Here is a 20,566-nt window from a genome sequence, read left to right as displayed (position 1 = left end):
GCCGGAGACCCCGCACCCACCGGCGCCGCAACTCCGTGCCGTCCGAGGAGCGGCTCGCCACCCCGTTCACCGGCATGTCAGCTCCTCCAGCACCCGGGCCAGCGCCCGTACCCCGGCGGCGCAGTCGTCGTCGGTGGCGGCCTCGGCGGGGGAGTGCGAGACACCGGTCGGGTTGCGCACGAAGAGCATCGCGGTGGGCAGGTACGCGGCGAGCACACCGGCGTCGTGCCCCGCCCCGGTGGGCAGCACCGGCGCGTCGAGCAGTGTGGCCAGGCGGTTGGCCAGCCCGCTGTCGAAGGCGACCACCGGGGTGGCCGACTCCTCGGTGACCGTCACCGTCGTACCGTCGCGGCGGGCCCGCTCGGCGAGCTTGGCGCGTACCGCGTCGACGAGCCCGGTCAGCGTCTCCGGGTCGGCCGCCCGGGCGTCCAACCAGCCGGTCACCTTCGAGGGGATCGCGTTTGTGGCGTTGGGTTCGACGGCGACCCGGCCCACAGTGGCGTGCGCGCCGCGCAGCCGGGCCTCCTTGTTCGCCGCCAGCACAGTGAACGCGTAGGTCAGCATCGGGTCGCGGCGGTCCGCCATCCGGGTGGTGCCCGCGTGGTTGCCCTCGCCGACGACGTCGAAGCGCCACCGGCCGTGCGGCCAGATCGCGCTGGCCACGGCGACCGGCGCGTCGGTGTCGACGAGCGCGCGACCCTGCTCGACGTGCAACTCCACGAAGGCGCCGAACCGGCGCAGCAACTCCGGGCGGGCGCCCGCCGGCCGGTCACCGAGCGCCTCGGCGAAGCTCACCCCGGCCGCGTCGCGCAGGCCGGCCGCGCGTTCGGCCGACAGCGCCCCGGTGAGCAGCCGCGACCCCAGACACGGTACGCCGAAGCGCGCCCCCTCCTCCTCGACGAAGGCACCCAGCACCAGCGGCCGGCCGGGGGTGACGCCCGCGGCGCGCAGCTCGTCCACGGCGAGGAACGCGCTCACGATGCCGAGCGGCCCGTCGTACGCCCCGCCGTGCGGCACCGAGTCGAAGTGACTGCCGGTGAGCACCGCGTCGGACGCTCCCGGGTCACCCCAGTGGGCGAAGAGGTTGCCGTTGCCGTCCTCGGTGACCGGCATGGCACGGCGCTCGGCCTGCGCCCGGAACCAGGCGCGCAGCTCCCGCTCCGGCTCGGTCAACGCGTACCGCAGATAGCCGCCGCTGCCGGCGTCCCGTCCGACCGGCGCGATCTCGTCCCACAGAGCCCGGAAGCGGGCGGAAAGGTCGTCGGTCACGCGGGTCCGCCCTCGGTCATGGGCACCCGGACGCCGGTGCGGTCGGCGACCTCGCGGGCGCTCTCGTAGCCGGCGTCGACGTGCCGGATGACGCCCATCGCCGGGTCGTTGGTGAGCACCCGCTCGATCTTCTGACCGGCGAGGGCGGTGCCGTCGGCCACACACACCTGCCCGGCGTGGATCGACCGGCCGATGCCCACCCCGCCGCCGTGGTGAATGGACACCCAGGAAGCCCCGCTGGCCGTGTTGACCAGGGCGTTGAGCAGCGGCCAGTCGGCGATGGCGTCGGAGCCGTCGGCCATCCCCTCGGTCTCCCGGTACGGGCTCGCGACGCTGCCGGTGTCCAGGTGGTCCCGGCCGATCACCACCGGGGCGGAGAGTTCGCCGGAGGCGACCATGTCGTTGAACCGCACGCCCGCCCGGTCCCGTTCGCCCTGACCGAGCCAGCAGATCCGGGCCGGTAGGCCCTGGAAGGCGACCCGCTCACCGGCCAGCTTGATCCAACGGGCCAGCGACTCGTTCTCCGGGAACAGGTCGAGGATGGCCCGGTCGGTGGCCGCGATGTCGGCCGGGTCGCCGGAGAGCGCCGCCCACCGGAACGGACCCCTGCCCTCACAGAACAACGGCCGGATGTACGCGGGCACGAAGCCCGGGAAGTCGAAGGCGCGCTGATAACCGCCGAGCTGCGCCTCACCCCGGATCGAGTTGCCGTAGTCGAACACCTCGGCGCCCGCGTCGAGGAAGCCGACCATCGCCTCGACGTGCGTCGCCATCGACGCGCGGGCCCGGTCGGTGAACTCGGCCGGCTTCGCGGCGGCGTAGTCCCGGGCCTCGGCCAGCTCCACCCCCACCGGCAGGTACGCCAGCGGGTCGTGCGCGCTGGTCTGGTCGGTCACTATGTCGATCTCGACGCCCCGGTTCAGCAACTCCGGGAAGACCTCGGCGGCGTTGCCGACCACGCCCACGCTCAGGGCCCGGCGCTCCCGCTTCGCGGCGCGGACCCGAGCGATCGCGTCGTCCAGGGAGTCGGCGACCTCATCCAGGTAGCGGTCGTGCACCCGACGGTCGAGCCGGGTGCGGTCCACGTCCACGATCAGGCAGACGCCGCCGTTCATCGTGACCGCGAGTGGCTGCGCGCCACCCATTCCGCCGCAGCCGGCGGTCAGCGTCAGCGTGCCGGCGAGGGTGCTCCCGAACCTCTTCGCGGCCACCGCCGCGAACGTCTCGTAGGTGCCCTGGAGGATGCCCTGGGTGCCGATGTAGATCCACGAACCGGCAGTCATCTGCCCGTACATGGTCAGACCGAGCTGTTCGAGGCGGCGGAACTCCGGCCAGGTCGCCCAGTCGCCGACCAGGTTCGAGTTGGCCAGCAGCACCCGGGGCGCCCACTCGTGGGTGCGCATCACCCCGACCGGGCGGCCCGACTGCACCAGCATCGTCTCGTCCTCGCGCAGGTCGGTCAGTGTGCGGACCAACGCGTGGTACGACGGCCAGTCCCGCGCCGCCTTGCCGGTGCCGCCGTAGACCACCAGGTCGTCGGGGCGTTCGGCCACCTCGGGGTCGAGGTTGTTCATCAACATCCGCAGGGCGCCCTCCTGCTGCCACCCGCGGGTGGTGAGCTGGCTGCCCCGTGCGGCACGAATGGGTTGCGTCATCTCTGGTTCTCCTCCGGTCAACCGAGGAACAACTGTCGGCGGGCCGCGGAGGCTTCGAACGCCTCCAGTCGGCGCTGGGTGTCGGCCGGCGTGGCGTCGCAGATCGCCTGCAACAGCACCATGGCCAGGGTCATCGGGGCGGTGTGCAGGTCGAAGACGAGCTGCGCGCCGACCGCGGCGGCGAGCACCACGTCGGCGTGCTCGGTGGCCGGGCTGACCGGCGAGTCGGTGATCGCCACCACTGTCAACCCGGCGTGGCGGGCGTCGCGCAGCGCGTCGAGGGTTTCCCGGGGGTAGCGGGGCAGCACGAAGGCCAGGACGGCGGACGCCCCGGCCTCGGCCGCCTGCTCCAGGCGGTCGGTGAGCAGGCTGCCGCCGTCGTCGAGGACCCGTACGTCCGGGTGCACCTTCGCCGCGAAGTAGGCGAAGTACGCGGCCAGCGGCGCGGCGGCGCGCAGGCCGAGCACCGGCAGTGGGCGACTCTCGGCGAGCAGGCGCCCCGTCTCGGCGATCCGGTCCCGGTCGGCGAGCTGACCGGCCAGTCGGTCCAGGTTGCCCATCTCCGCGCGTACCGCCTGCTGGAGTTCGTTGCCGGCGTCCGTCGATCCGCCCGGAGTCGAGCCGGTGAGGTCCCGCAGCCGGCGGCGCAGCGCCGGGTAGCCGTCGTGGCCGAGCGCGACGGCGAACCGGGTGACCGACGGCTGACTCACGCCGGCCAGTTCGGCGACCTCGGCGGCGGACAGGTACGCCACGCCGGGGGCGTGCTGCACCAGACAGTGCGCGATTCGGCGCTGGGTGGGGGTGAGCCGCACCCCTTGGAACAGGTCGAGCACCCGGTCAGCGGGTGCCGCGACAGCTCCTTCATTCATGAGCTGACTCTATGCATAGAAACTTTCATAGACAACCACCTCGGGTCACCCCCCGCCCCCCGTTCAGCCGCCGTGACTCGTAACATGCGGGCGGCCAGCGTGATCAGGATCGCGTCACCGAGAAGGAGCGCTGTGGTCGCAGTCGAGGACGCCCCGCCCATTCGTGCCTCTCGTCCGGCCCCTCCTCGACGCATCCGGGCGACGGTCGGGGAGGCGGTGCCGGTCATCGCCCTGCTCGGCGCCTTCTTCGTCGTCAACGACATCCGGTCGTGGCTGACAGCCCAGTACTGGGGCGACGAGGCGTGGGTCGCGCTCTCGGTCCGCTTCCCCCTCACCGACCTGCCGGTGACGACCTCGTCGAGCCCGATCGGGTGGAGTTTCCTGCTCAGGCTGGTCCCGGACATCGACCACCTCCGGGTCGTACCCCTGGGTTTCCAACTGCTGACAGTTGTCGCGGCCTACCTGCTGGGCCGCACGTTGGCGTCCGAACGCGCCCAGGGCATCCTCATCGGCATCGTCGCCGGGCTGACCGTCCTGCTCCTGCCGGTCCAGCAGACCCGCCACGACCTGAAGCAGTACACAGCGGACGCCGCAGTGGCGGTCTGCCTGCTCGCCCTGGCCACCTGGACGGAACGCTCCTGGTCTCGGCGACGGCTCGCTGTGGTGGTGGCCGCGGTGGGTCTCGGCATGCTGATGAGTCACACCACAGCCATCGTCGCGGTCTGCGTACTCGGCGGTCTGCTGCTCTCCGTCGCCGTGCGCCGGCAGTGGGCGAGGACGGTCGAGGCGACAGTCGCCGGCATGGTCGCCGGCGCACTCGTGGCCGCCGTCTACTTCGGAGTGTCAGCCAGAGGCAACAGCGACGCCATGCGGGACTACTGGGACGACTTCCTACCGAGCATCTCCGAGCTGCCCGCACACCTCTCGCGGCAGATCAAGGCCCTGTCGCCGATGCTCGGCGCACCCGTGCCGATCCTCGCCGTGCTGCTCGTGCTCGGCGTCCTCACGCTGATCCGACGCGGACACGCCGCCCCGGCAATCGCCGTTCTCCTGCTGCCGGTGGCGGCCATCGGGCTGGGTGTCGCGGGTATCTACCCCCTGCTCGACCCGCGCACCTCCCACTTCCTGATCGTGGTGACGGGCCTGGTGGTGGGCATCGGCATCGTCGGTCTGGCCGACCTGGCCGTCGTCCTGGTCCGCCGCTGGCTCCCCCGGCTACCACAGGGTGTGGTGGCCGCCGTGACCTGCGCCGTCCTGCTCGCCAGCTTCGCCGCCGTCAACCACCGCTGGTACCGCCTGGACGGCGACGAACCCGGGGTCTGGCGGGCACACCAGGCCATCACCGACATCGGGTCGTCGACCCGCTATGTCGCCGAGCACAAGGGGCCACACGACCTCGTCGTCGTCAGCGGGCCCGCCTGGTTCGGGTTCACGCTCTACTCCGACCAGGATCCGCTGAAGCTGGTCGCGCCGGTCACCGGCACCGTCGGCTGGACAGTCACCATGCCCACCCGCGCCGATGTGATCCTCCCGAGAGCCGCCGACGCGCCGTCCATCAAAGACGCCCTCGACGGGATCCTCGCCAGGGCCGCGAAACAGCCGCCCGGCACCCGGGTCTGGCTGGTCCGCGCGTACACCCACCCGAGTGAGCCGGTGTGGCAGGCGGCGCTCGCCGACTATCGCGTGCAACGCGTCACGTCCGGGCCGGAGCCGGTGGTCGTGATCAGCAAAAGGTGACAGCGGCGACGAGTTGACGGGTGACCGCCGGGCGACTGACTGTGGCACCTGTCGGTACCATGCGCCTGGCGGTCGAGCGGAGGAGTTGGCATGCAGCCGGAAGGCCCCTACAGGTTCACCCACTTGCTGGGCGGTTCGCCGGTGGGCAAGGCCTGGGCCGCCATCGACGAGCAGGGCCGGTTCGTGAGCGTGGCAGTGCTGGACGCGACGGTTGCCGCCGCCCCCGGTTGGCGGGAGGCGTTCGCCGAGGTCGCCAACGCGCTCGCCCAGTCACCCGACGGACCCCCGATCACGTACGCCGACTTCTCGGCCGCCGCGCCCTGGGTGGCGTACGCCGCCGAAGCCGGACCCGCCCCGGAGAAGCTGTTCCGCGCGCTCGGCGTGGAGTACAAACCGGTGCCCGCCGCCCCCCGCCCCGTCTCCGCCCCTCCCCAGCCGGTGTCCGGTGTGCCGCAACCCGTGTCCGGTGTGCCACAGCCGGTGTCCGGTGTGCCGCAACCCGTGTCCGGTGTGCCGCAGCCGGTCGTCGACATGCCGCATGCCCCGTGGGCGGTGCAGTCGGCAGCGATCCCGAACCAGCCGCCGGCCCATCCCGTCTCGGCCGCGCCGGCGTCGAGCGCACCCGCGTCGCCCGCCGGGCCGGCCGGCCACGACGTCGCCCCGACGCCGGCAACAGTGTCGGGCCCACCGGCCGACGTGCCACAGTTCGACCCCTACGCCGCCCCCGTACGGCGGATCAAGCCCTCGGCGCCGCCCAAGCGGCGTACCGGCCTCTGGGCCGGTGTGGCCGCGCTGGCCCTGGTGGCAGTGGTCGGTGGCGGCGCCGGCATCTACGCCCTCAGCTCGGATGAGCCCGGCGAGCCGGATCCCCCGCCGACCGCCACCTCCACAGGCTTTCCGGCTGCGACCCCGCTCGCCCCCGGCCTCAAGCCCTGGGCGCAGGCCGCCCTGCGCAGCCCCGAGGAGCGGGCACTTGCCGTTGCCGGCCCGTCCATGGTCTTCGTGGAGGTCATGTTCACCGGGTACGTCCGCAACAAGGCCGATGGCGCCCTGCTGAACAAGGCACCGGTGACCTTCAGCCGGCGCTGTAGTGGTGTGGTCGTCCAACACGAGGGGCACGTCCTCACCAACAGCCAGTGCGTGCAGCCCACCCCGGACGTCCTGGTCGGGAGCGCCCTGAACTCCGTGGCCAACCGACTCGTCGCCGAGGGCAGCCTGCAGGCCAAGGACATCAGCACCTACACCCGCAGCCGGGTGAACACCTCGGTCCTGACCGGCGCGAATGCCGCCGATCAGCCGGAGTCCCGGCTGTACGGGCAACTCAACATCGCCAAGGGCGAGGTGACTGACAGCCCGGCGATTCCGGGCACCGTCGTCCGCGCCCTCCCGATCGAGGCGGGGAACGTCGCCCTGGTCAAGCTGGAGCAGAAGAACCTGCCCACGGCGGAGCTGAACACGTCGGCCAGCGTCAGCCCGGAGACGTCACTGCTCGTCCTGGGCTACGGCACCAGCGACACCAGTTTCCGCGCCGCGACCTACACGGTGCTGTCCAAGACCGTGACAGTGACCGGGGTCGACACCTCGACACCGCTGAACCCGTACCGGATCAATGAGGATCTCGGGCTCTATTCGCGGGGCGGGATCGCCATCGACCCGAGCGGCCGGGTCGTCGGGATGCTCGACAACGACGTGCTGCGGCCCGACAAGGCGAACCGCCTCGTCGTGCCGGTCTCCACCATGACCGCCCTACTCCAGGCTGGCGGCGTCACCAACGCGCTCGGCAAGGCCGACAACCAGTACCGCAGCGGCCTCGACGCGTACTTCGCCGGAGACGAGTCGACAGCCATCGCCCGGTTCGACGAGGCCGCGCGGAACTCCCCGGCCAATCTGCTGGCCCAGTCGTATCGACAGGCGGCCGTCGACAGCCGGGGGCCCGACGACTCAGGCGGGTCGAGCTGGGCCGTGCCGGTGATCGCCGCGGCCGGAGGCGCGCTCGCGGTGGCCATCGTGGTGGCGGTGGCGATGCTCCTGGCGCGACGGCGCAACAGCCGTTTCTAGTGGGTCTGCGTGGCGCCCGGCCGAGGCGCCACGCCGCTGGCGGCCCGTGCGGAACCGCCGATCCGGGTGCCGGTCAACCACGGGCCCAGCGGCGTGCTGATGACGATCCACGCGAACGCCCAAGGGACCACGAGCGCGGCGACCAGGTCGACCACCCCACCGGACCGGGGTGTCTTCAGCACCCACAGGATGCCCGCGTGACTGAGCACGACGGCGATGCCGCAGCCGGCCAGTCGACTGATCACCCGCGACGCCCGCACGCTGATGCGCAGGTCGAGTTCCTCCGCGAGCCGGATGAGACCGACGCTGATCAGGATCGCGGTCAGCACCCCCAGCACCGGGGAGCCGAAGTCGCCGGCCTTGAGGTCCAGATCCCGGTTGAGGCCGAGCAGCACGAAGCCGACGCCGATCGAGAGTGACGCCGCACCGGCGCTGGCCGGAAGGCGCGGGCGGAGCCGCCGCAGCAGCCGCCCGGCCAGCACGAAGACCAGGCACGCCGGGACCAGGAAGAGCCCGAGCGGGCCGGCGGTGACAACGCTGGGCGCGAGGTACGCCGTGACCAGGCCGATCACCGCGACCGTCCAGGCGACAGCGGCGGGGAACCGCTCCAGCCACCGGAACGCGACAGCAGCGATGAAGAGCACCGAGACGAACCAGAAGGCGGAGAACGGTCGGACCGCGGCCGTGCCGCCGTAGAGCGCGTCACCGATGGTCCCCGGTGCCACCTGGCCTGTCACGGCGTCCGCGGCGAGCAGCGCCGCGACCAGGATGAGGAACCAGACCACGTAGGGCACGCCCAGGGTCGTCCACCGCTTGCGCAGTTCCCCACCGAGCGGTCGACCGGGCGACCAGAAGTAGCCGGTCAGGACGAAGAACACGGGCACGTGCCAGGTGTAGATGGACGCGCGGGTCAAGCTGTCGCTCCAGACGTGGCCCGCGACAACCGCGGCGATCCCGACAATCCGGAGGAGGTCGACACCGGCAGAGCGGTTACCCGCCGCCGTTGTCGTGCTCGTTGCGGCCATGGCGGGCATCATTTCAGACAGCGGGACAGACCTACGCCCCGGATCGGCACCGGTTCGGCAGTAGGTCGTGCCGGCGTCGTCGGGTACGGCGCATCGCCTAATCTGGGGCACGACACGCTGCCCACACTGTGGAGGTTCTCCGGGTGTCTCCTCCCCACCCTCCGTGGGCCCGCCTCCGATCGGTGCCCCGACCGGCCTGGATCGGCTTCGGGGTGGTCGTCCTGCTGCTGGCGGCCGTCCCCGTGCTCGGCTGGTGGCCGACGAGGACCGGCGCACCGGACGCCGCCTGGTCGGCGGCCGACGTGGACACTCCGCCGCCCGTCGCGCCCATAGACGGCACCGCCTGCGCCGCTAACGCGCACGGTATGGCCGGCTTCACCCCGGTCAGCGCCCTCGACCTGCCCGAGCGGAACGACCCCAAACGGCCCATGGCTCTCTCGTTCGACCGGACCGGCGTGGTGGCCGGCGGGTTCGACCGGGTCGGCTACTGCCTGGAGTTGACCGGCCCCACCGGTACGCAGTGGGTGTGGACCGCCATGTCGCCGTTCACCACCGATGCTCGACGCCTCGGCCTGCCGACCCGGGCCGGTCAGATCGTCAGGCAACGGATCGCCGATCTGGAGGTCGCCACCAACGCGCCGGGCCTGGCCACCGGCACCGGTCTCACCGGCTATCTGGAGATGTGGCCGAACAAGTACGGGCCGGCCAGCTCCGGTCAGATCCCCGGTGCCGCCGCCGACAGGTACGACTCCGACGACGACGTGTACTCGTCGATCGGGTACGGCTCCTTCCAGGTGCACACGGTCGCGGCCACCCGCCCGGCGCCCGCCGTCCCGCAGACCGTTCTCGCGGTCAACGGGTTCACCTCGACCGACCAGCCGCTGTCGGTGGGCATCGGGACCGCCCCCACCGGTCAGCCCGACTGGACGACCGCCGGTAATGCCGGCACGTACACCCAACGTCGGCTGACCACCTACGCCCGCGCGTCGGTGCTCACCGTCAGCCAGCACCCCCGGGACCGGCAGCTGTACCCCCGGGACGCGGCCGGCGGCGCTGTCGTGCCGGTGGCGGGAAGGACTACCGACCCGCGGGTCCGCGCCGTCCGACTCAAGGTCGTCAGCGGAGCCGACGGCTGGGACGAGACGGTGCCCGTCGGGGCTCGCGGTGAGTTCGCGTTCCGGCAGCGGATCACCGCCGCGCTTCGGGAGTACCGATTCGAGTTGCACGTGCTCGGCGACGGCGTCGCCCGACGGGCGGCCCTGTGGGAGGGCGTGGTGTCCGGCGACGTGTACGTCATCCAGGGCCAGTCCAACGCGGTGGCGGCCAGTCACCGGGGCTCGTCGATCGGTGAGGAGTCCCCGTACGTCCGCAGTTTCGGCTCGACCACGGGCGACCGGGTCCTCTCCGGCGCGGACCGTACCTGGAACTACGCCGTCTCGGGTACGGTCCGGCAGCCCGGCTCGGTCGGCCAGTGGGGGATCCGCGCGGCCCACCGACTCATGGACACCTACCAGGTGCCGGTGGCCGTGATCAACGGCGCGGAGAGCAGCAAGGTCGTGTCGTTCTTCCAACGCAACGACGGCAACCCCGGTGACCTGCGCACCAACTACGGCCGCCTGCGGCAACGACTCACCGCCGCCAACGTCATCGCCGAGGTCCGTGCGGTGTTCTGGTACCAGGGCGAGGCCGACAACAACGACGCCGCCGGGCACGTCGCCGGGTTCTCCGCGCTGTTGACCGACTGGCGTCGGGAGGTCGGCGTCCGGACCGACGGCGGCACCCGGTACTACGTCGTCCAGGTCGGCAGCTCACCGTGCGGAAACACCTCCGGCGGCCCGCTGCGTGAGGCCCAGCGACGGATGGCCGACACCCTGAAGGTGACTGTGCTGTCGACCACCGCCCTGTCGGGCCGGGAGGGTTGCCACTTCGCCTGGGAACAGGGCTACCGCGAGTTGGGCGATCAGGCGTTCGCGGTCCTGGCCCGCGACATCCACCGTGGCCCCGGCGAGGGCGTGGCGGCCCCGAACCCCCGGTCGGCTGCCTTCACCGACGCTCGGCGTACCCAGGTGATGGTTCAGCTCCGTAGCGTCGACCCACTGACCGTCCGGGCCGGCGCGGGCACCGACTTCACGATCGACGGCGGCACCGCCACCGTCACCGGCGTCGAGTACCGCGAGGGTGGGCGGCTCGTGCTGAGCCTGTCCGGCCCGGCCGACGGCGCAAACCGGTTGAGTTACCGGGGCGATGCCGGGCCCTGGTGTGTGAACGCCGCCGGGGCCGGCCTGCTGGCCTTCCAGGGGCTTCCGATAGCCGGCGGATAGTCCGCCCAGCAACGGCCCGGTCGAGGGCCGGGGACTGCGAGGGCTGGTTTGCGCTTCGCGGGTTCAGTTGAGAGCGGCGGCCCGGCTGTCCTGCCGGCCGATGAGTCGCCGGAGCCCGGCCAGGGGCGCCGGTCGGTCCACCAGGTCCACCGGCCCCGGCGCCGGAGTGCGCGCGGGGGGCGCGGACACCGAAGTGGTGAGAGCCAGCAGCACGACGATCCAGGTCAGCCCGTCCACCGACAGTGGGTTCCAGACGACCTCGGTGAACGAGTAGACGATCAGAAGCACGAGCGGCGCCTTGGCGGTGAACGCCTGCCCGTCTTCGACGCCCCGGTGCATCAGGGTGGCCGCCCAGAGGCCGAACAGGGTCAGTGCGACCAGCCCGCCGGAGAAGATGACCAGGACGTACCCGGAGTGGAAGAAGTGGGTGGGTGCCGCTCCGATGTCCTGCAGGTGGAACCACTTCGAGACGCCGACCCCGACGGCCTCCCGACCGTTCAGGTACTCGCGGGCCGCGACCCAGATGTTGCCCCTGTTGCTCAGCGTGGTCTTCGACGCGCTCCAGGTCAGGTACGTGGCAGCTGTCAGTGCGCCGATGACGAACGCGACGCAGATCGCGAAGGGGATCTGCAGGCTCGGTCGCAGGCGCTGTACGAGGAGTGCGGCCAGCACCCAGGCGCATACCGCCCCGACGGCCAGGTAGCTGGTGCGGGAGCCGGTGGCGACGATCACCAGCAGGCAGAACGACGTCGTCACCACCAACTCACTGCGGCGCATCGCGCAGAACGCGGCCACCAGGGTGAACGACGCGAGCATCGCCACGTAGTTCTCGGAGTTGTAGAAGCTCTTGAACAGCGCCCCGGCCACCGAGCACTTTTCCAGCTTCCCGCCGGTACAGAGTCGCCACGACTGCTCGTACACGGCGGTTGGGATGGTCAGCAGCGCCAGGACCGCCAGCCCGGTGTAGGCCATCGTCCGGACACTCACCGCGGTGCGCGCAGCCATCAACCAGATGGCGAGCAGCAGCAGCGCTGCCGCCCCGTACGCCGGCAGCCGCGAACCGTAGAACCCGCCGCCGGTGAGGGCGTCGACGCTGGCAGACCAGACCAGCAGCGCCCCGGCCATCGCGATCGAGATCCGCAGCCACACGTCGGATGGTCCGCGCAGAACCGCCCGGCCGGACAACACCAGCCAGGCCAGCAGGGCGATCAGCAGCACGCCGATGAGCACCGAACTCTTGTCGCCGGCGACCGCTGGCGCCGCGTTGGTGAGCACGGCGAACCCGACCAGAGCGACAGCTGTCGCACTGTCGCCGAAGGAGGCGGCGATGTTCCGCCGGATTCGGATCAACCACAGGGCTACCGCGACGCCACCGACGGTCAGTAGGACACCGAAGATGGTGGTCACGTCAGACCCTTTCTCGGTCAGCTGCCGATGCCGCCTCGGCGTCGGCCTCGCGGGGCGGGTCGCGTCGCAGGGCAGCGACGAGGCACCCCCACAGCAGGACGGCGAGCAGAGCGTCGCACACCAGACTCGACACGACCGCACCCTGCCACCCGTACGCCGGAATCAGCCAGACGTTCAGGCCGGCGTTGACCACGCCGACCGCGATCTGGGCTACCGTCCGGCGTCCCTGCATCCGGGCACCGGACAGGGTATCGGCGGCGAGATAGTGGATCGCCTTCAGTACCAGCAGAGCGCTCAGGCCCTGCAGGGCAAGGGTCGCGGCCTCGTATTCGGGACCGAAGACCACCGGCATCATCCAGGCGAACGCGACGAGAAGGAGAGATGCCGGCACGCTGAACGCCAGGTAGCGCGGCAGTAGCTTGCGCGTGAGCCGCAGTGCGGCCCGAGGTCCGTTTCGCCCGGCCTCGAAGAAGTTGGGGTACGCGACCGCGGCCATCGACCTGGCGGGCGTGTACGCGAAGTCGACAACGCGGTACGCCGCGGCGTAGATGGCCGCGCTCTCCGTGGTCCCCAGCTTGGAGAGCATCACCTTGTCGAGATCGTTGTACACGGTCTGAGCGGACAGACCCACGGCGAACAGCATGCCGGTACGCGCCTGCGCCAACGATCCCCGGACTTCCAGCGGAGTCCGACCTGCCCCTCGTAGGCCACCCAGGACCACTGCCACGCACACCACCGTTGACAGCAGCACCGAGGTCACCGCCCACGCGTGCAGGGTGACCGGTCCGGCCGCCGCGGCCAGCGCGATGACCCCGACCAACCGGGCGACCTGCAGCAACGCGGGAATGACGGAGGCGAGCAGGATCCGGCCCCGGGCCTGGACCGAGGCGGCCACCGCCTCGATGAGGCGCCAGGCCACCAGATCGGCGAAGGCCAGACAGAAGAGGTCGATCAGGCTCGCCTGGGCACCCCAGATCAGCGCGCCCGCCGCAGCGACGAGCACTGTGGCACCAGCCCCGAACACCACCGACAACATCAGCCCTCGGGCCAGGTGTCGGGCCCACTCGGCGGGCGCGTCGGCGTGACTCTGGAAGATCAGGCTCGGTGCCCCGGCCGACGCGAACGGCGAGATGACCGCCACCAGGGCCGTGATGCCGACGAAGAGGCCGTACGTGTCGATGGGCATTTCCCGCGCCAGCAGCACGAAGAGCGCTCCCTGGGCGAGAGTCCGCAGCAGGGTTCCCACGAAGAACCTGCCGGACTTGCGCAGGAAGGCGTCACCCCGGCGAGGCGCCCGGTGCCGTGGTGATGCGCTGCGGTCCGGCTCGCCCACGAGGTCGACCGCTCCTTGGGCGAGGGTCATCGTCGTACCGCCTCCACCCATTGTCGGCTGATTCCGGCCGGATCGAAGGCGACCGAGCGGGCGTGCCAGGCCTTCTCGAACTCGACGGGCCCGGGCCGGCCGTAACCCGTCAGGTGCCTGATCGCCTCGGCGAGGGCGGTCGAGGTCGGTGCCGTCGTCAGCATGCCCGGCACCAGGTCCGGCACCATCTCGTCGACGGCGGACACCGGCATCGCGGCGACCGGCAGACCCACTTCGGCTGCCTCCACGAGGCTGAAACCGAAGGTCTCCGCCAGCGACGGGTGAACGAGCAGGTCGGCGTCGGCCAGCAACCCGCGGACGTCGGGGATCCGGCCGAGGAAGGTCACCCGATCCGCCAGGCCGCGCTCGCGCACCCGGGTCTCCAGCAGTGTCCGCTCCTCGCCGTCTCCGGCAAGCGTCAGGTGGTAGGCGGTGGGCAACTCCGCGAGCGCGTCGATCGCGCACAGGTGGTTCTTCAGGGGGCGCAGCGCGCCGGTGGTGACCAGCCGGATCCGCGCCGGGTCGGCGATTGGCCGGGGCGGGACGAACGGCGCGGTCGGCACCGGATTGGGAATCGTGACGACGCGTGACCCGGAGTGGAGATTGCGCACCGTCCGGGCCACCCCGTCGGACACGGCCACGACGAGCCGCGGCCGGAGAGCACCGAACCCGGACGCGCGGGCGAGCATCCGCACCCGACGGTCGGCCCGCATCCGCTCGGGCAGCAGCGAGTGCTCCCAGGCGATGAACGTCCGAGATGAGCCAGCCAGAGCCGCCCCGACGGGCACGCTGCCCCACAAACCGCTGGCGACGACCTCCACGTCCGGCGGCAGGCTCCGCAACCGGCGGCGCAGCGGGGGGACAGCTTCCACCAGGCGGGTGAGCCGCGACCCGAGGTCCAGGGTGTCGACACGGAGATCGTCGAGCCCCTGCGGGACTCCCCGGGACAGGACGGTCGCGGACACCTCCACGCCGTGACGTGCGAGCCCACGCATCACCAGGACCGCGGCCCGCTCCATGCCGTAGTACGGCTCGAGCTGCGGCAGTACGAAGTGCAGACGCATCAGTGTGGCCGTTCGGTATCAAGCGGTCGAGTGGGGCTGCTGGGGGCCTTCGACTTGCGCATGGCGACCCGTTCCAGGGTCGACCGGGGTACGAGCCCGAGCGCCGCCAGCACCGCGTTCCGGGCGGACGGAGGCGAGTTGCGGCGGATCGCCCGCACCATCTCCCGTACGCCCTCCCGGTCTCGGGCCTGGAGAGCGTAGCGGAGGGTCTGGGCCGCGATGAAGTCCGAGAAGGTCCCCGGCGCCCACACTCCCTCCCAGCGCTGGGCCCAGTGCCACGAGGTACGCCAGTCGGCGCCGGCCGAGATCGACCCGGGGCTGCCCACGGTGTAGACGGCCGTCGCCTCCTCCACCTGGACGATCTTCACCCGGGGCAGCCGGGCGACCCGGACCAGCCAGTCCCAGTCCTGGTGTCGGGGGAGCGTCTCGTCCCAGCGGCACTCGGTCGCCAATTCGTACGTGGTCAGGAGCGTCGACGTGGGCAGCGACTGCCGGCCGATGCCGAGGTGACGGCGGCGGAACAGGTAGTCCTCGGGCAGCATGCCGTCGGGGATCACCTCGGCGGGGGCCGGTGCCGGCAGCGGCTCGGCGCCGTCCTTGCGTTGCAGGATCCGGGATGACACGACGGGGCGGAACCCGGCCGCCGCGACCCGCTCGAGCGCTGGCACCTGTGCCGCCAGCTTGGTCGGCAGCCAGGTGTCGTCGTCGTCGAGGAACGCGACGTGGCTGCCCGGGATGGCGTGGGTGACTCCGAGGTTGCGGGCGTACGACCCGCGCCGGCCACCGCCGGTGCAGACCACCCGGTCGATGTGCTGCCCCAGGTTCCGCACTGTCTGCGGCACCTCCGGGGTGTCACAGACGACCACGATGTGCACGGATGCGCCCTGCTGGGATCGGGCGGAGAGCACCGCGTCGGCGATGCTGGGGCGGCCCGTGGTGGGGATCACGACGGATACGTTCGGCATTACGTTCTCCATGCGTTGGGGGTACGACCGGCACACGGCCGCCGGGTACGGCCGTTGGCCGTACCCGGCGGTGTGCTGGTGCGTGGGCGGATCAGCGGCCGCCGGCGCGGAACACCTCGGTCACCGTACGGAGCACCACCTTGACGTCGAGCCAGAGGGACCAGTTCTCGATGTAGAAGTTGTCGAAGCGGGCCCGGTCGGAGATCGGGGTGTCGCCGCGCAACCCGCTGACCTGCGCCAGGCCGGTGAGCCCGACCGGGACGCGGTGGCGCATCGCGTACTGGGGGTATTCGGCCGAGAACTTCTCGACGAAGTAGGGACGCTCGGGCCGGGGGCCGACCACGCTCATGTCGCCGCGGAGGATGTTCCAGAGCTGCGGAAGCTCGTCGAGGGAGGTCCTGCGCATGATCCGACCGATCGGCCCAACCCGCCGGTCGTTGGCGATGGACCAGTTGGTCTGCGACTCGTGCTCGTCGACGGGGCGCATGGACCGGAACTTGATGATGTTGAAAGGTCTCCCGTGCCGACCGATTCGCTCCTGGTAGAAGAAGATGCCGGGGCCGCCGTCGATGAGCGTGGCGACAGCGCAGATGAGGAGCACCGGGCTCAGCAGGAGCAGCGCCACCGAGGCGAACGCGATGTCCGACGCGCGCTTGAGCGCGGACTGTGGGCCGGAGAGGGTGATGTCGCCGATGCTGACGACCGGGACCGCGCCGATGTGGTCGCCGTGCGAACGGGACCCCCAGAGGGGGGTGGCCGCCCACAGGTCGCACTCTGCCGTCCGTGGCCGGGCCAGGATCTCCATGAGTGAGGTCTCGGAGCAGCTCGCGTCCGCGACGATCACCACGTCGCACTCGCGCAGCCGTACCAGGCTGTCGAGGTCGTCGAGGGACCCGATCAGCGGCAGCGCCGACGGGCCGTCCGGGGTGTCGACACAACCCACGAAGCGCAGGCCGTACTGGGGGTAGCGGCGCAGGAGCCGGGCGAGTTCCACGGCGGTGGGGCCGCTGCCGACGATGATGGTGTTGTGCTCGACCCACCGGCGCTTGCGGGCGACGATGGCGAACTCGCGGGTGACAGCCCGCCCGAGGATGACCAGCCCCGCCGACGCGGCGACCCCCCGGGTGAAGCTGAAGACGTACTCGGCGGACTCGTGACGCATCGCCGCGACGATGGCGACAGCGGACGCCGCGGCCAGCAGACGCCCGCAGAGGCTCGGCACCTCGTCGAGGAAGCTCACGTGACGTCGTGCCCGGTACAGGCCGCCGCTGGCGAAGACGATCACGGTCAGGACCGTCATGGCCAGCGTCCCGCGCCAGTACTGCTGAGTGACCAGCAGCGGCGTCAGCAGTGCCAGGACGTCGACCGGCGCTGTCATCATCCAGGCCCGCAGCCACCGGGTCCGGGTGGAGGCGCGTGAGCCGGCGTACGGCAGGACGGCGGTCGTGTCCAGGCCAGCGCGAGGCTCGTGCTCTACAGGCGCAGGCGCAGGCGCAGGCGCAGGCGCGGCCGAGCGCCGGTCGGCGGGCGACGGCACGGCCGGAGTCTGGTGACCCGAAGTCTGGTGACCGGGAGGCTGGTAACCGGAAGTCTGGAAACCGGCAGGCTGGTAGCTGGCCGGCTGGTAGCCCGGGAACTGGTAGGCGGGAGGGCGACTCCCGCCGAAGCTCCCCTCGTCGTCGCCCTCACCGTCGCCCTGGGCATCGGTGGCGTTGCCGTCGCGGTCATCGGCCGGTACCGGCCGATGCCACATGGCGGGCTGATTGGACATTATGGACCTCCCCGTGAGGGCCGGCTGACCTGGCCGGCCCGTAAATCGAGACAAGGCGACGGCCGGCAACAGCCACCGGCCCGGGTGTTACTTGGCGCTGGCGAGGATCTCGGTGACGGAGTCACGGCGCACGGCATCGTAGAAGGTCTTTGCCTTCTCGGTGTTCGCGAAGACGACGCTCTCGCTGCCCACTCGGCCAGTGCCCTTCGTCGGGCTGGTGACGAAGGTGAGGTTACGGCCGCGAAGGCTCCGCAGGTCTGTCGCCATGCTGACGAGCGACATGTTCTCGTCCACCGACACGGCGCTCGAGGTCGCCTTGACGAAGGAGTTGAGCCGCCCGGGATTGGTGACGATGCCGCCGGACACGGCCTTGTCGAGGATGGCCTTGATGACCTGCTGCTGGTGACGGATGCGGGCGAAGTCGCCGTCGGCGAACTGTTTGCGCTGGCGGGAGTAGTCCAGCGCCGTCTCACCGTCCATCCGCTGCATTCCCTGTTCGAACTTCCGGAACGGCGGGTGGATCGACGTGAACGACTTCTCCGCGTTGATGTCGACGCCGTCCAGGGCGTCGATGATTTCCTTGAAGCCAGCGAAGTCGATAATCATGACGTGGTCGATTCGCACCGTGGTGAACGATTCGACTGTTTGCACCATCAGCGGAATGCCACCCCAGGCGTACGCTGCGTTGATCTTCGCATCGCGGCCGCCGTGCCCGCCGTTCTTGGCCTTCGGCACGTTCACCCAGGTGTCCCGAGGGATCGAGACGAGCTGCGCGCTGGCCCGGTCCTTCGGGATGTGCGCGACGATGATGGTGTCGGTGCGCGAGCCACCCGTGCTCTCCGGGTCGCGGGAGTCGCTCCCCAGGATCAGGATGTTCATCGCGCCGTTGGCCACCGCCTGCGGACGTCCCTCCTCGGGAACGTCGGCGAAGGCATCCACCCGGTCGATGTCCTTCTCGACCGAGCGGAGATAGAGGGCGCCACCGATCATGCTGCCGCCGCCCAGGATCGCTGCGACTACCAGGCAGATGACGAGGACGCGACGCCAGCGAGGGCCACGACGTCGCCTCTTGCCTCCGGCCGGGACATCCTCGTACGGGTCGACTGCGTGTGGATCGACGAACTCGGTGTCGGCATCGGTGTACCGCTGAGCACCAGACATGCCGGCGATGCTACTGATTCCGCGTCCCTGTCGTGCACCCTCGTCCTTTCGGGTATCGCGTGCCTGCCGACCGGTGCGACGAACCCGGCCCTGCGTTCGGACGGACTGCCGGTAACGCCGGCCCGGAAGCGCTTTGCAGGCCCTATTCTGCCGCCCCGGCGGGAGGACGGAAACGACGTGGTCATCGGCTTTCGCGATGACCTCCCGCCGCCGCCCGAACCCTGCTACAACGGCACCCGTGGATCGAATCAAGCTCCGACGGGCCGTCGCGCGTACCCCACTCGCCCCGATTGCCGCCTTTCCCAAGCGGCTTCGCACTGTCGCGCGGCACGACGCCAAGGTGCTGCGCCGCTCGGCGCGTTGGCTGCTGACCTCCCGCGAGCACCACAACTACACGTACGACCTCACCTCGTTGAGCCGCAACCACCTCGCCTGGTTCGTCAGCGTGGTCTGCGACATCCCGATCAAGCAGGTACGGGCGTACCTCGGCGAGATCGAGTCGGACGACGGCCTGCGCCAGCACCTCCTGGCGGCGATCGCCGCCTCCGACCGGCGCGGCCTCGCCGACAAGGAGATCCGCTACGCGCGACGGATCGGCTGGTACGCCATCGTCCGTGCCACCCGCCCCACCCACGTCGTCGAGACCGGTGTCGACAAGGGACTCGGCAGCGTCGTCCTGGCGTCCGCCCTGCTGCGCAACGCCCAGGAGGGGCACCCGGGCCGGGTCACCTCACTGGACATCAACCCCGAGGCCGGCTACCTCGCCCGGGTCGCGCCATGGTCGGACGTCGTCGACCTGGTCATCGGCGACTCGATCGCCTCGATCAGCGCGCTGGACCGCCCGGTCGACCTGTTCCTGCACGACAGCGACCACAGCCGTGCCCACGAGAAGCGTGAGTTCAACGCCGTGGAGCCCAAGCTCGCCCCCGACGCGATCCTGCTCACCGACAACGTCACCAGCACCAACGTGCTCGCCGAGCACGCCGAACGCACCGGCCGGCGGTTCCTCGCCTACCGGGAGACCCCAGCCGACCACTGGTACCCGGGCGACGGGATCGGCGTGGCATGGTAGCCGGGTGCGGCTGACCTCGATCCACACGTACCCCGTCAAGGGTTGTCACCGGCTCGAACACGACGGCGCGTTCGTGCACCAGTGGGGCCTGGCCGGCGACCGGCGCTGGATGGTCGTGGACGCCGACGGCGTCGGCGTCACCCAGCGGGACACGGCCCGGCTCGTCAACCTGCGCGCCGCCGTGCGCCCCGGGGGCCTGTCGCTGCGCGCCGACGGGCAACCCGACCTCGACGTGCCGGAGCCGACCGCCGGTGAAGCGGTACCGGTCCGTACCTTCCGCAGCCGCACCTTCCCGGTCCCCGCGCTGCCGGCCGGCCAGGCGGCCGACGACTGGCTCGGCGCCCTGCTCGGCCGACCGGTCCGACTGGTCTGGCTGGCCCAGCCGACCCGCCACCTGGCCGCCGGGACCCGCGAACACGACACCGGTGACCAGGTCAGTTTCGCCGACGCCTACCCGGTGCTGCTGACGAACGCCGCCTCCCTCGACGCCCTCAACGACTGGCTGGCCGAAGCGGGGGAGGAACCGGTTCCGATGACCCGGTTCCGACCCAACCTGGTCGTCGACGGTGCGCCGGCCTGGGCCGAGGACGACTGGGTGGGCCGGCGGCTGCGCATCGGCGAGCGGATGTTCCAGGCCGCCGGACCGTGCGACCGCTGCGTGGTGACCACCACCGACCAGGAGACCGGGGTACGCACCAAGGAACCGCTGCGCACCCTCGGGCGGCACCGCAACGTCAGGCAGAAACTCCTCTTCGGACTCAACCTGGTGCCGCTCGACAGCGGACCCCTCGCGGTGGACGCCCCGATCGTCATCGCGCCCTGACCGGGG

At 71.2% G+C, this 20,566-nt stretch carries 15 protein-coding genes; 5 read left to right on the top strand and 10 right to left on the bottom strand.

What is annotated here, in order from left to right; translation table 11 throughout:
- Positions 1-66: 66 nt before the first annotated feature.
- Genes AB0K35_RS21740 through AB0K35_RS21730 form a run of 3 tightly spaced genes read right to left on the bottom strand, consistent with a single transcriptional unit; the run spans position 67 to position 3,793 of the window.
- On the bottom strand, positions 67-1,269 hold the full coding sequence (locus AB0K35_RS21740) for an allantoate amidohydrolase (protein ID WP_363887134.1): 1,203 nt from the start codon (positions 1,267-1,269) through the stop codon (positions 67-69).
- A complete protein-coding gene (gene hutU, locus AB0K35_RS21735; protein WP_238666466.1) occupies positions 1,266-2,924 on the bottom strand; it encodes a urocanate hydratase in 1,659 nt (552 codons plus the stop codon). The genes AB0K35_RS21740 and hutU overlap by 4 nt, the downstream gene beginning before the upstream one ends.
- 17 nt (positions 2,925-2,941) lie before the next feature.
- Positions 2,942-3,793 carry a MurR/RpiR family transcriptional regulator gene (locus tag AB0K35_RS21730; RefSeq protein WP_112582219.1) on the bottom strand — a complete coding sequence of 284 codons (852 nt, stop codon included), beginning with the start codon at positions 3,791-3,793 and terminating at the stop codon, positions 2,942-2,944.
- Between the two features lie 132 nt (positions 3,794-3,925).
- On the opposite strand from AB0K35_RS21730, the gene AB0K35_RS21725 reads away from it, so the two are divergent.
- A complete protein-coding gene (locus AB0K35_RS21725) occupies positions 3,926-5,530 on the top strand; it encodes a DUF6541 family protein (protein WP_363887131.1) in 1,605 nt (534 codons plus the stop codon).
- A gap of 90 nt (positions 5,531-5,620) precedes the next feature.
- On the top strand, positions 5,621-7,588 hold the full coding sequence (locus tag AB0K35_RS21720) for a trypsin-like peptidase domain-containing protein (RefSeq protein WP_363887128.1): 1,968 nt from the start codon (positions 5,621-5,623) through the stop codon (positions 7,586-7,588).
- On the opposite strand, the gene AB0K35_RS21715 is transcribed toward AB0K35_RS21720, so the two are convergent.
- Positions 7,585-8,613, bottom strand: a complete 1,029-nt coding sequence (locus AB0K35_RS21715; RefSeq protein ID WP_363887125.1) for an acyltransferase — start codon at positions 8,611-8,613, stop codon at positions 7,585-7,587. The two genes, AB0K35_RS21720 and AB0K35_RS21715, sit on opposite strands and share 4 nt — an antisense overlap.
- Before the next feature lie 182 nt (positions 8,614-8,795).
- Here AB0K35_RS21715 and AB0K35_RS21710 point away from each other — a divergent pair, with 182 nt between their 5' ends.
- The gene (locus AB0K35_RS21710; protein ID WP_363887123.1) at positions 8,796-10,934 is read left to right on the top strand and encodes a sialate O-acetylesterase; all 2,139 of its coding nucleotides are present in this window, start codon (positions 8,796-8,798) and stop codon (positions 10,932-10,934) included.
- 63 nt (positions 10,935-10,997) lie between these two features.
- Here the strand turns inward: AB0K35_RS21710 and AB0K35_RS21705 are convergent, their stop codons facing one another.
- The 6 genes from AB0K35_RS21705 to AB0K35_RS21680 all read right to left on the bottom strand — a co-directional run bounded on the left by AB0K35_RS21705 (position 10,998) and on the right by AB0K35_RS21680 (position 18,494).
- Entirely contained in the window at positions 10,998-12,341 is a 1,344-nt protein-coding gene (locus tag AB0K35_RS21705) for an O-antigen ligase family protein (protein WP_363887120.1), read from the bottom strand.
- 1 nt (position 12,342) lies between these two features.
- Positions 12,343-13,704 (bottom strand): polysaccharide biosynthesis C-terminal domain-containing protein, encoded by a 1,362-nt coding sequence (locus AB0K35_RS21700; protein ID WP_363887117.1) that lies wholly within the window; start codon positions 13,702-13,704, stop codon positions 12,343-12,345.
- Complete coding sequence (locus tag AB0K35_RS21695) at positions 13,701-14,768, bottom strand: glycosyltransferase (RefSeq protein WP_238666458.1); 1,068 nt, start codon at positions 14,766-14,768, stop codon at positions 13,701-13,703. The genes AB0K35_RS21700 and AB0K35_RS21695 overlap by 4 nt, the downstream gene beginning before the upstream one ends.
- Positions 14,768-15,733, bottom strand: coding sequence for a glycosyltransferase family A protein (locus AB0K35_RS21690; RefSeq protein ID WP_238666457.1), 966 nt, complete (start codon positions 15,731-15,733; stop codon positions 14,768-14,770). Before AB0K35_RS21690 ends, AB0K35_RS21695 begins: the two co-directional genes overlap by 1 nt.
- A gap of 91 nt (positions 15,734-15,824) precedes the next feature.
- A complete protein-coding gene (locus AB0K35_RS21685; RefSeq protein WP_363887114.1) occupies positions 15,825-17,504 on the bottom strand; it encodes a sugar transferase in 1,680 nt (559 codons plus the stop codon).
- Between the two features lie 87 nt (positions 17,505-17,591).
- Positions 17,592-18,494, bottom strand: coding sequence for an LCP family protein (locus AB0K35_RS21680; protein WP_238671075.1), 903 nt, complete (start codon positions 18,492-18,494; stop codon positions 17,592-17,594).
- A 409-nt stretch (positions 18,495-18,903) separates the two neighbouring features.
- On the opposite strand from AB0K35_RS21680, the gene AB0K35_RS21675 reads away from it, so the two are divergent.
- Together AB0K35_RS21675 and AB0K35_RS21670 are read left to right on the top strand one after the other, a co-directional pair.
- Positions 18,904-19,737: a class I SAM-dependent methyltransferase gene (locus AB0K35_RS21675; protein WP_363887111.1), complete on the top strand. Its 834-nt coding sequence runs from the start codon at positions 18,904-18,906 to the stop codon at positions 19,735-19,737.
- A 4-nt stretch (positions 19,738-19,741) separates the two neighbouring features.
- On the top strand, positions 19,742-20,560 hold the full coding sequence (locus AB0K35_RS21670) for an MOSC N-terminal beta barrel domain-containing protein (protein WP_363887109.1): 819 nt from the start codon (positions 19,742-19,744) through the stop codon (positions 20,558-20,560).
- Positions 20,561-20,566: the final 6 nt, after the last annotated feature.

The organism is Micromonospora sp. NPDC053740 (genome assembly GCF_040677775.1).
GTDB classification, from domain to species: Bacteria; Actinomycetota; Actinomycetes; order Mycobacteriales; family Micromonosporaceae; genus Micromonospora; species Micromonospora alfalfae.
The sequence above is the reverse complement of the archived record's forward strand: the minus strand, read 5'-3'. Positions and strand labels throughout refer to the sequence as shown.

Coding starts and splice junctions, on each gene's coding strand:
- hutU (WP_238666466.1), bottom strand. CDS start 2,924: ATGACGCAACCCATTCGTGCCGCACGGGGCAGCCAGCTCACCACCCGC.
- AB0K35_RS21730 (WP_112582219.1), bottom strand. CDS start 3,793: ATGAATGAAGGAGCTGTCGCGGCACCCGCTGACCGGGTGCTCGACCTG.
- AB0K35_RS21720 (WP_363887128.1), top strand. CDS start 5,621: ATGCAGCCGGAAGGCCCCTACAGGTTCACCCACTTGCTGGGCGGTTCG.
- AB0K35_RS21715 (WP_363887125.1), bottom strand. CDS start 8,613: ATGGCCGCAACGAGCACGACAACGGCGGCGGGTAACCGCTCTGCCGGT.
- AB0K35_RS21700 (WP_363887117.1), bottom strand. CDS start 13,704: ATGACCCTCGCCCAAGGAGCGGTCGACCTCGTGGGCGAGCCGGACCGC.
- AB0K35_RS21695 (WP_238666458.1), bottom strand. CDS start 14,768: ATGCGTCTGCACTTCGTACTGCCGCAGCTCGAGCCGTACTACGGCATG.
- AB0K35_RS21690 (WP_238666457.1), bottom strand. CDS start 15,733: ATGCCGAACGTATCCGTCGTGATCCCCACCACGGGCCGCCCCAGCATC.
- AB0K35_RS21685 (WP_363887114.1), bottom strand. CDS start 17,504: ATGTCCAATCAGCCCGCCATGTGGCATCGGCCGGTACCGGCCGATGAC.
- AB0K35_RS21680 (WP_238671075.1), bottom strand. CDS start 18,494: ATGATCGGTGGCGCCCTCTATCTCCGCTCGGTCGAGAAGGACATCGAC.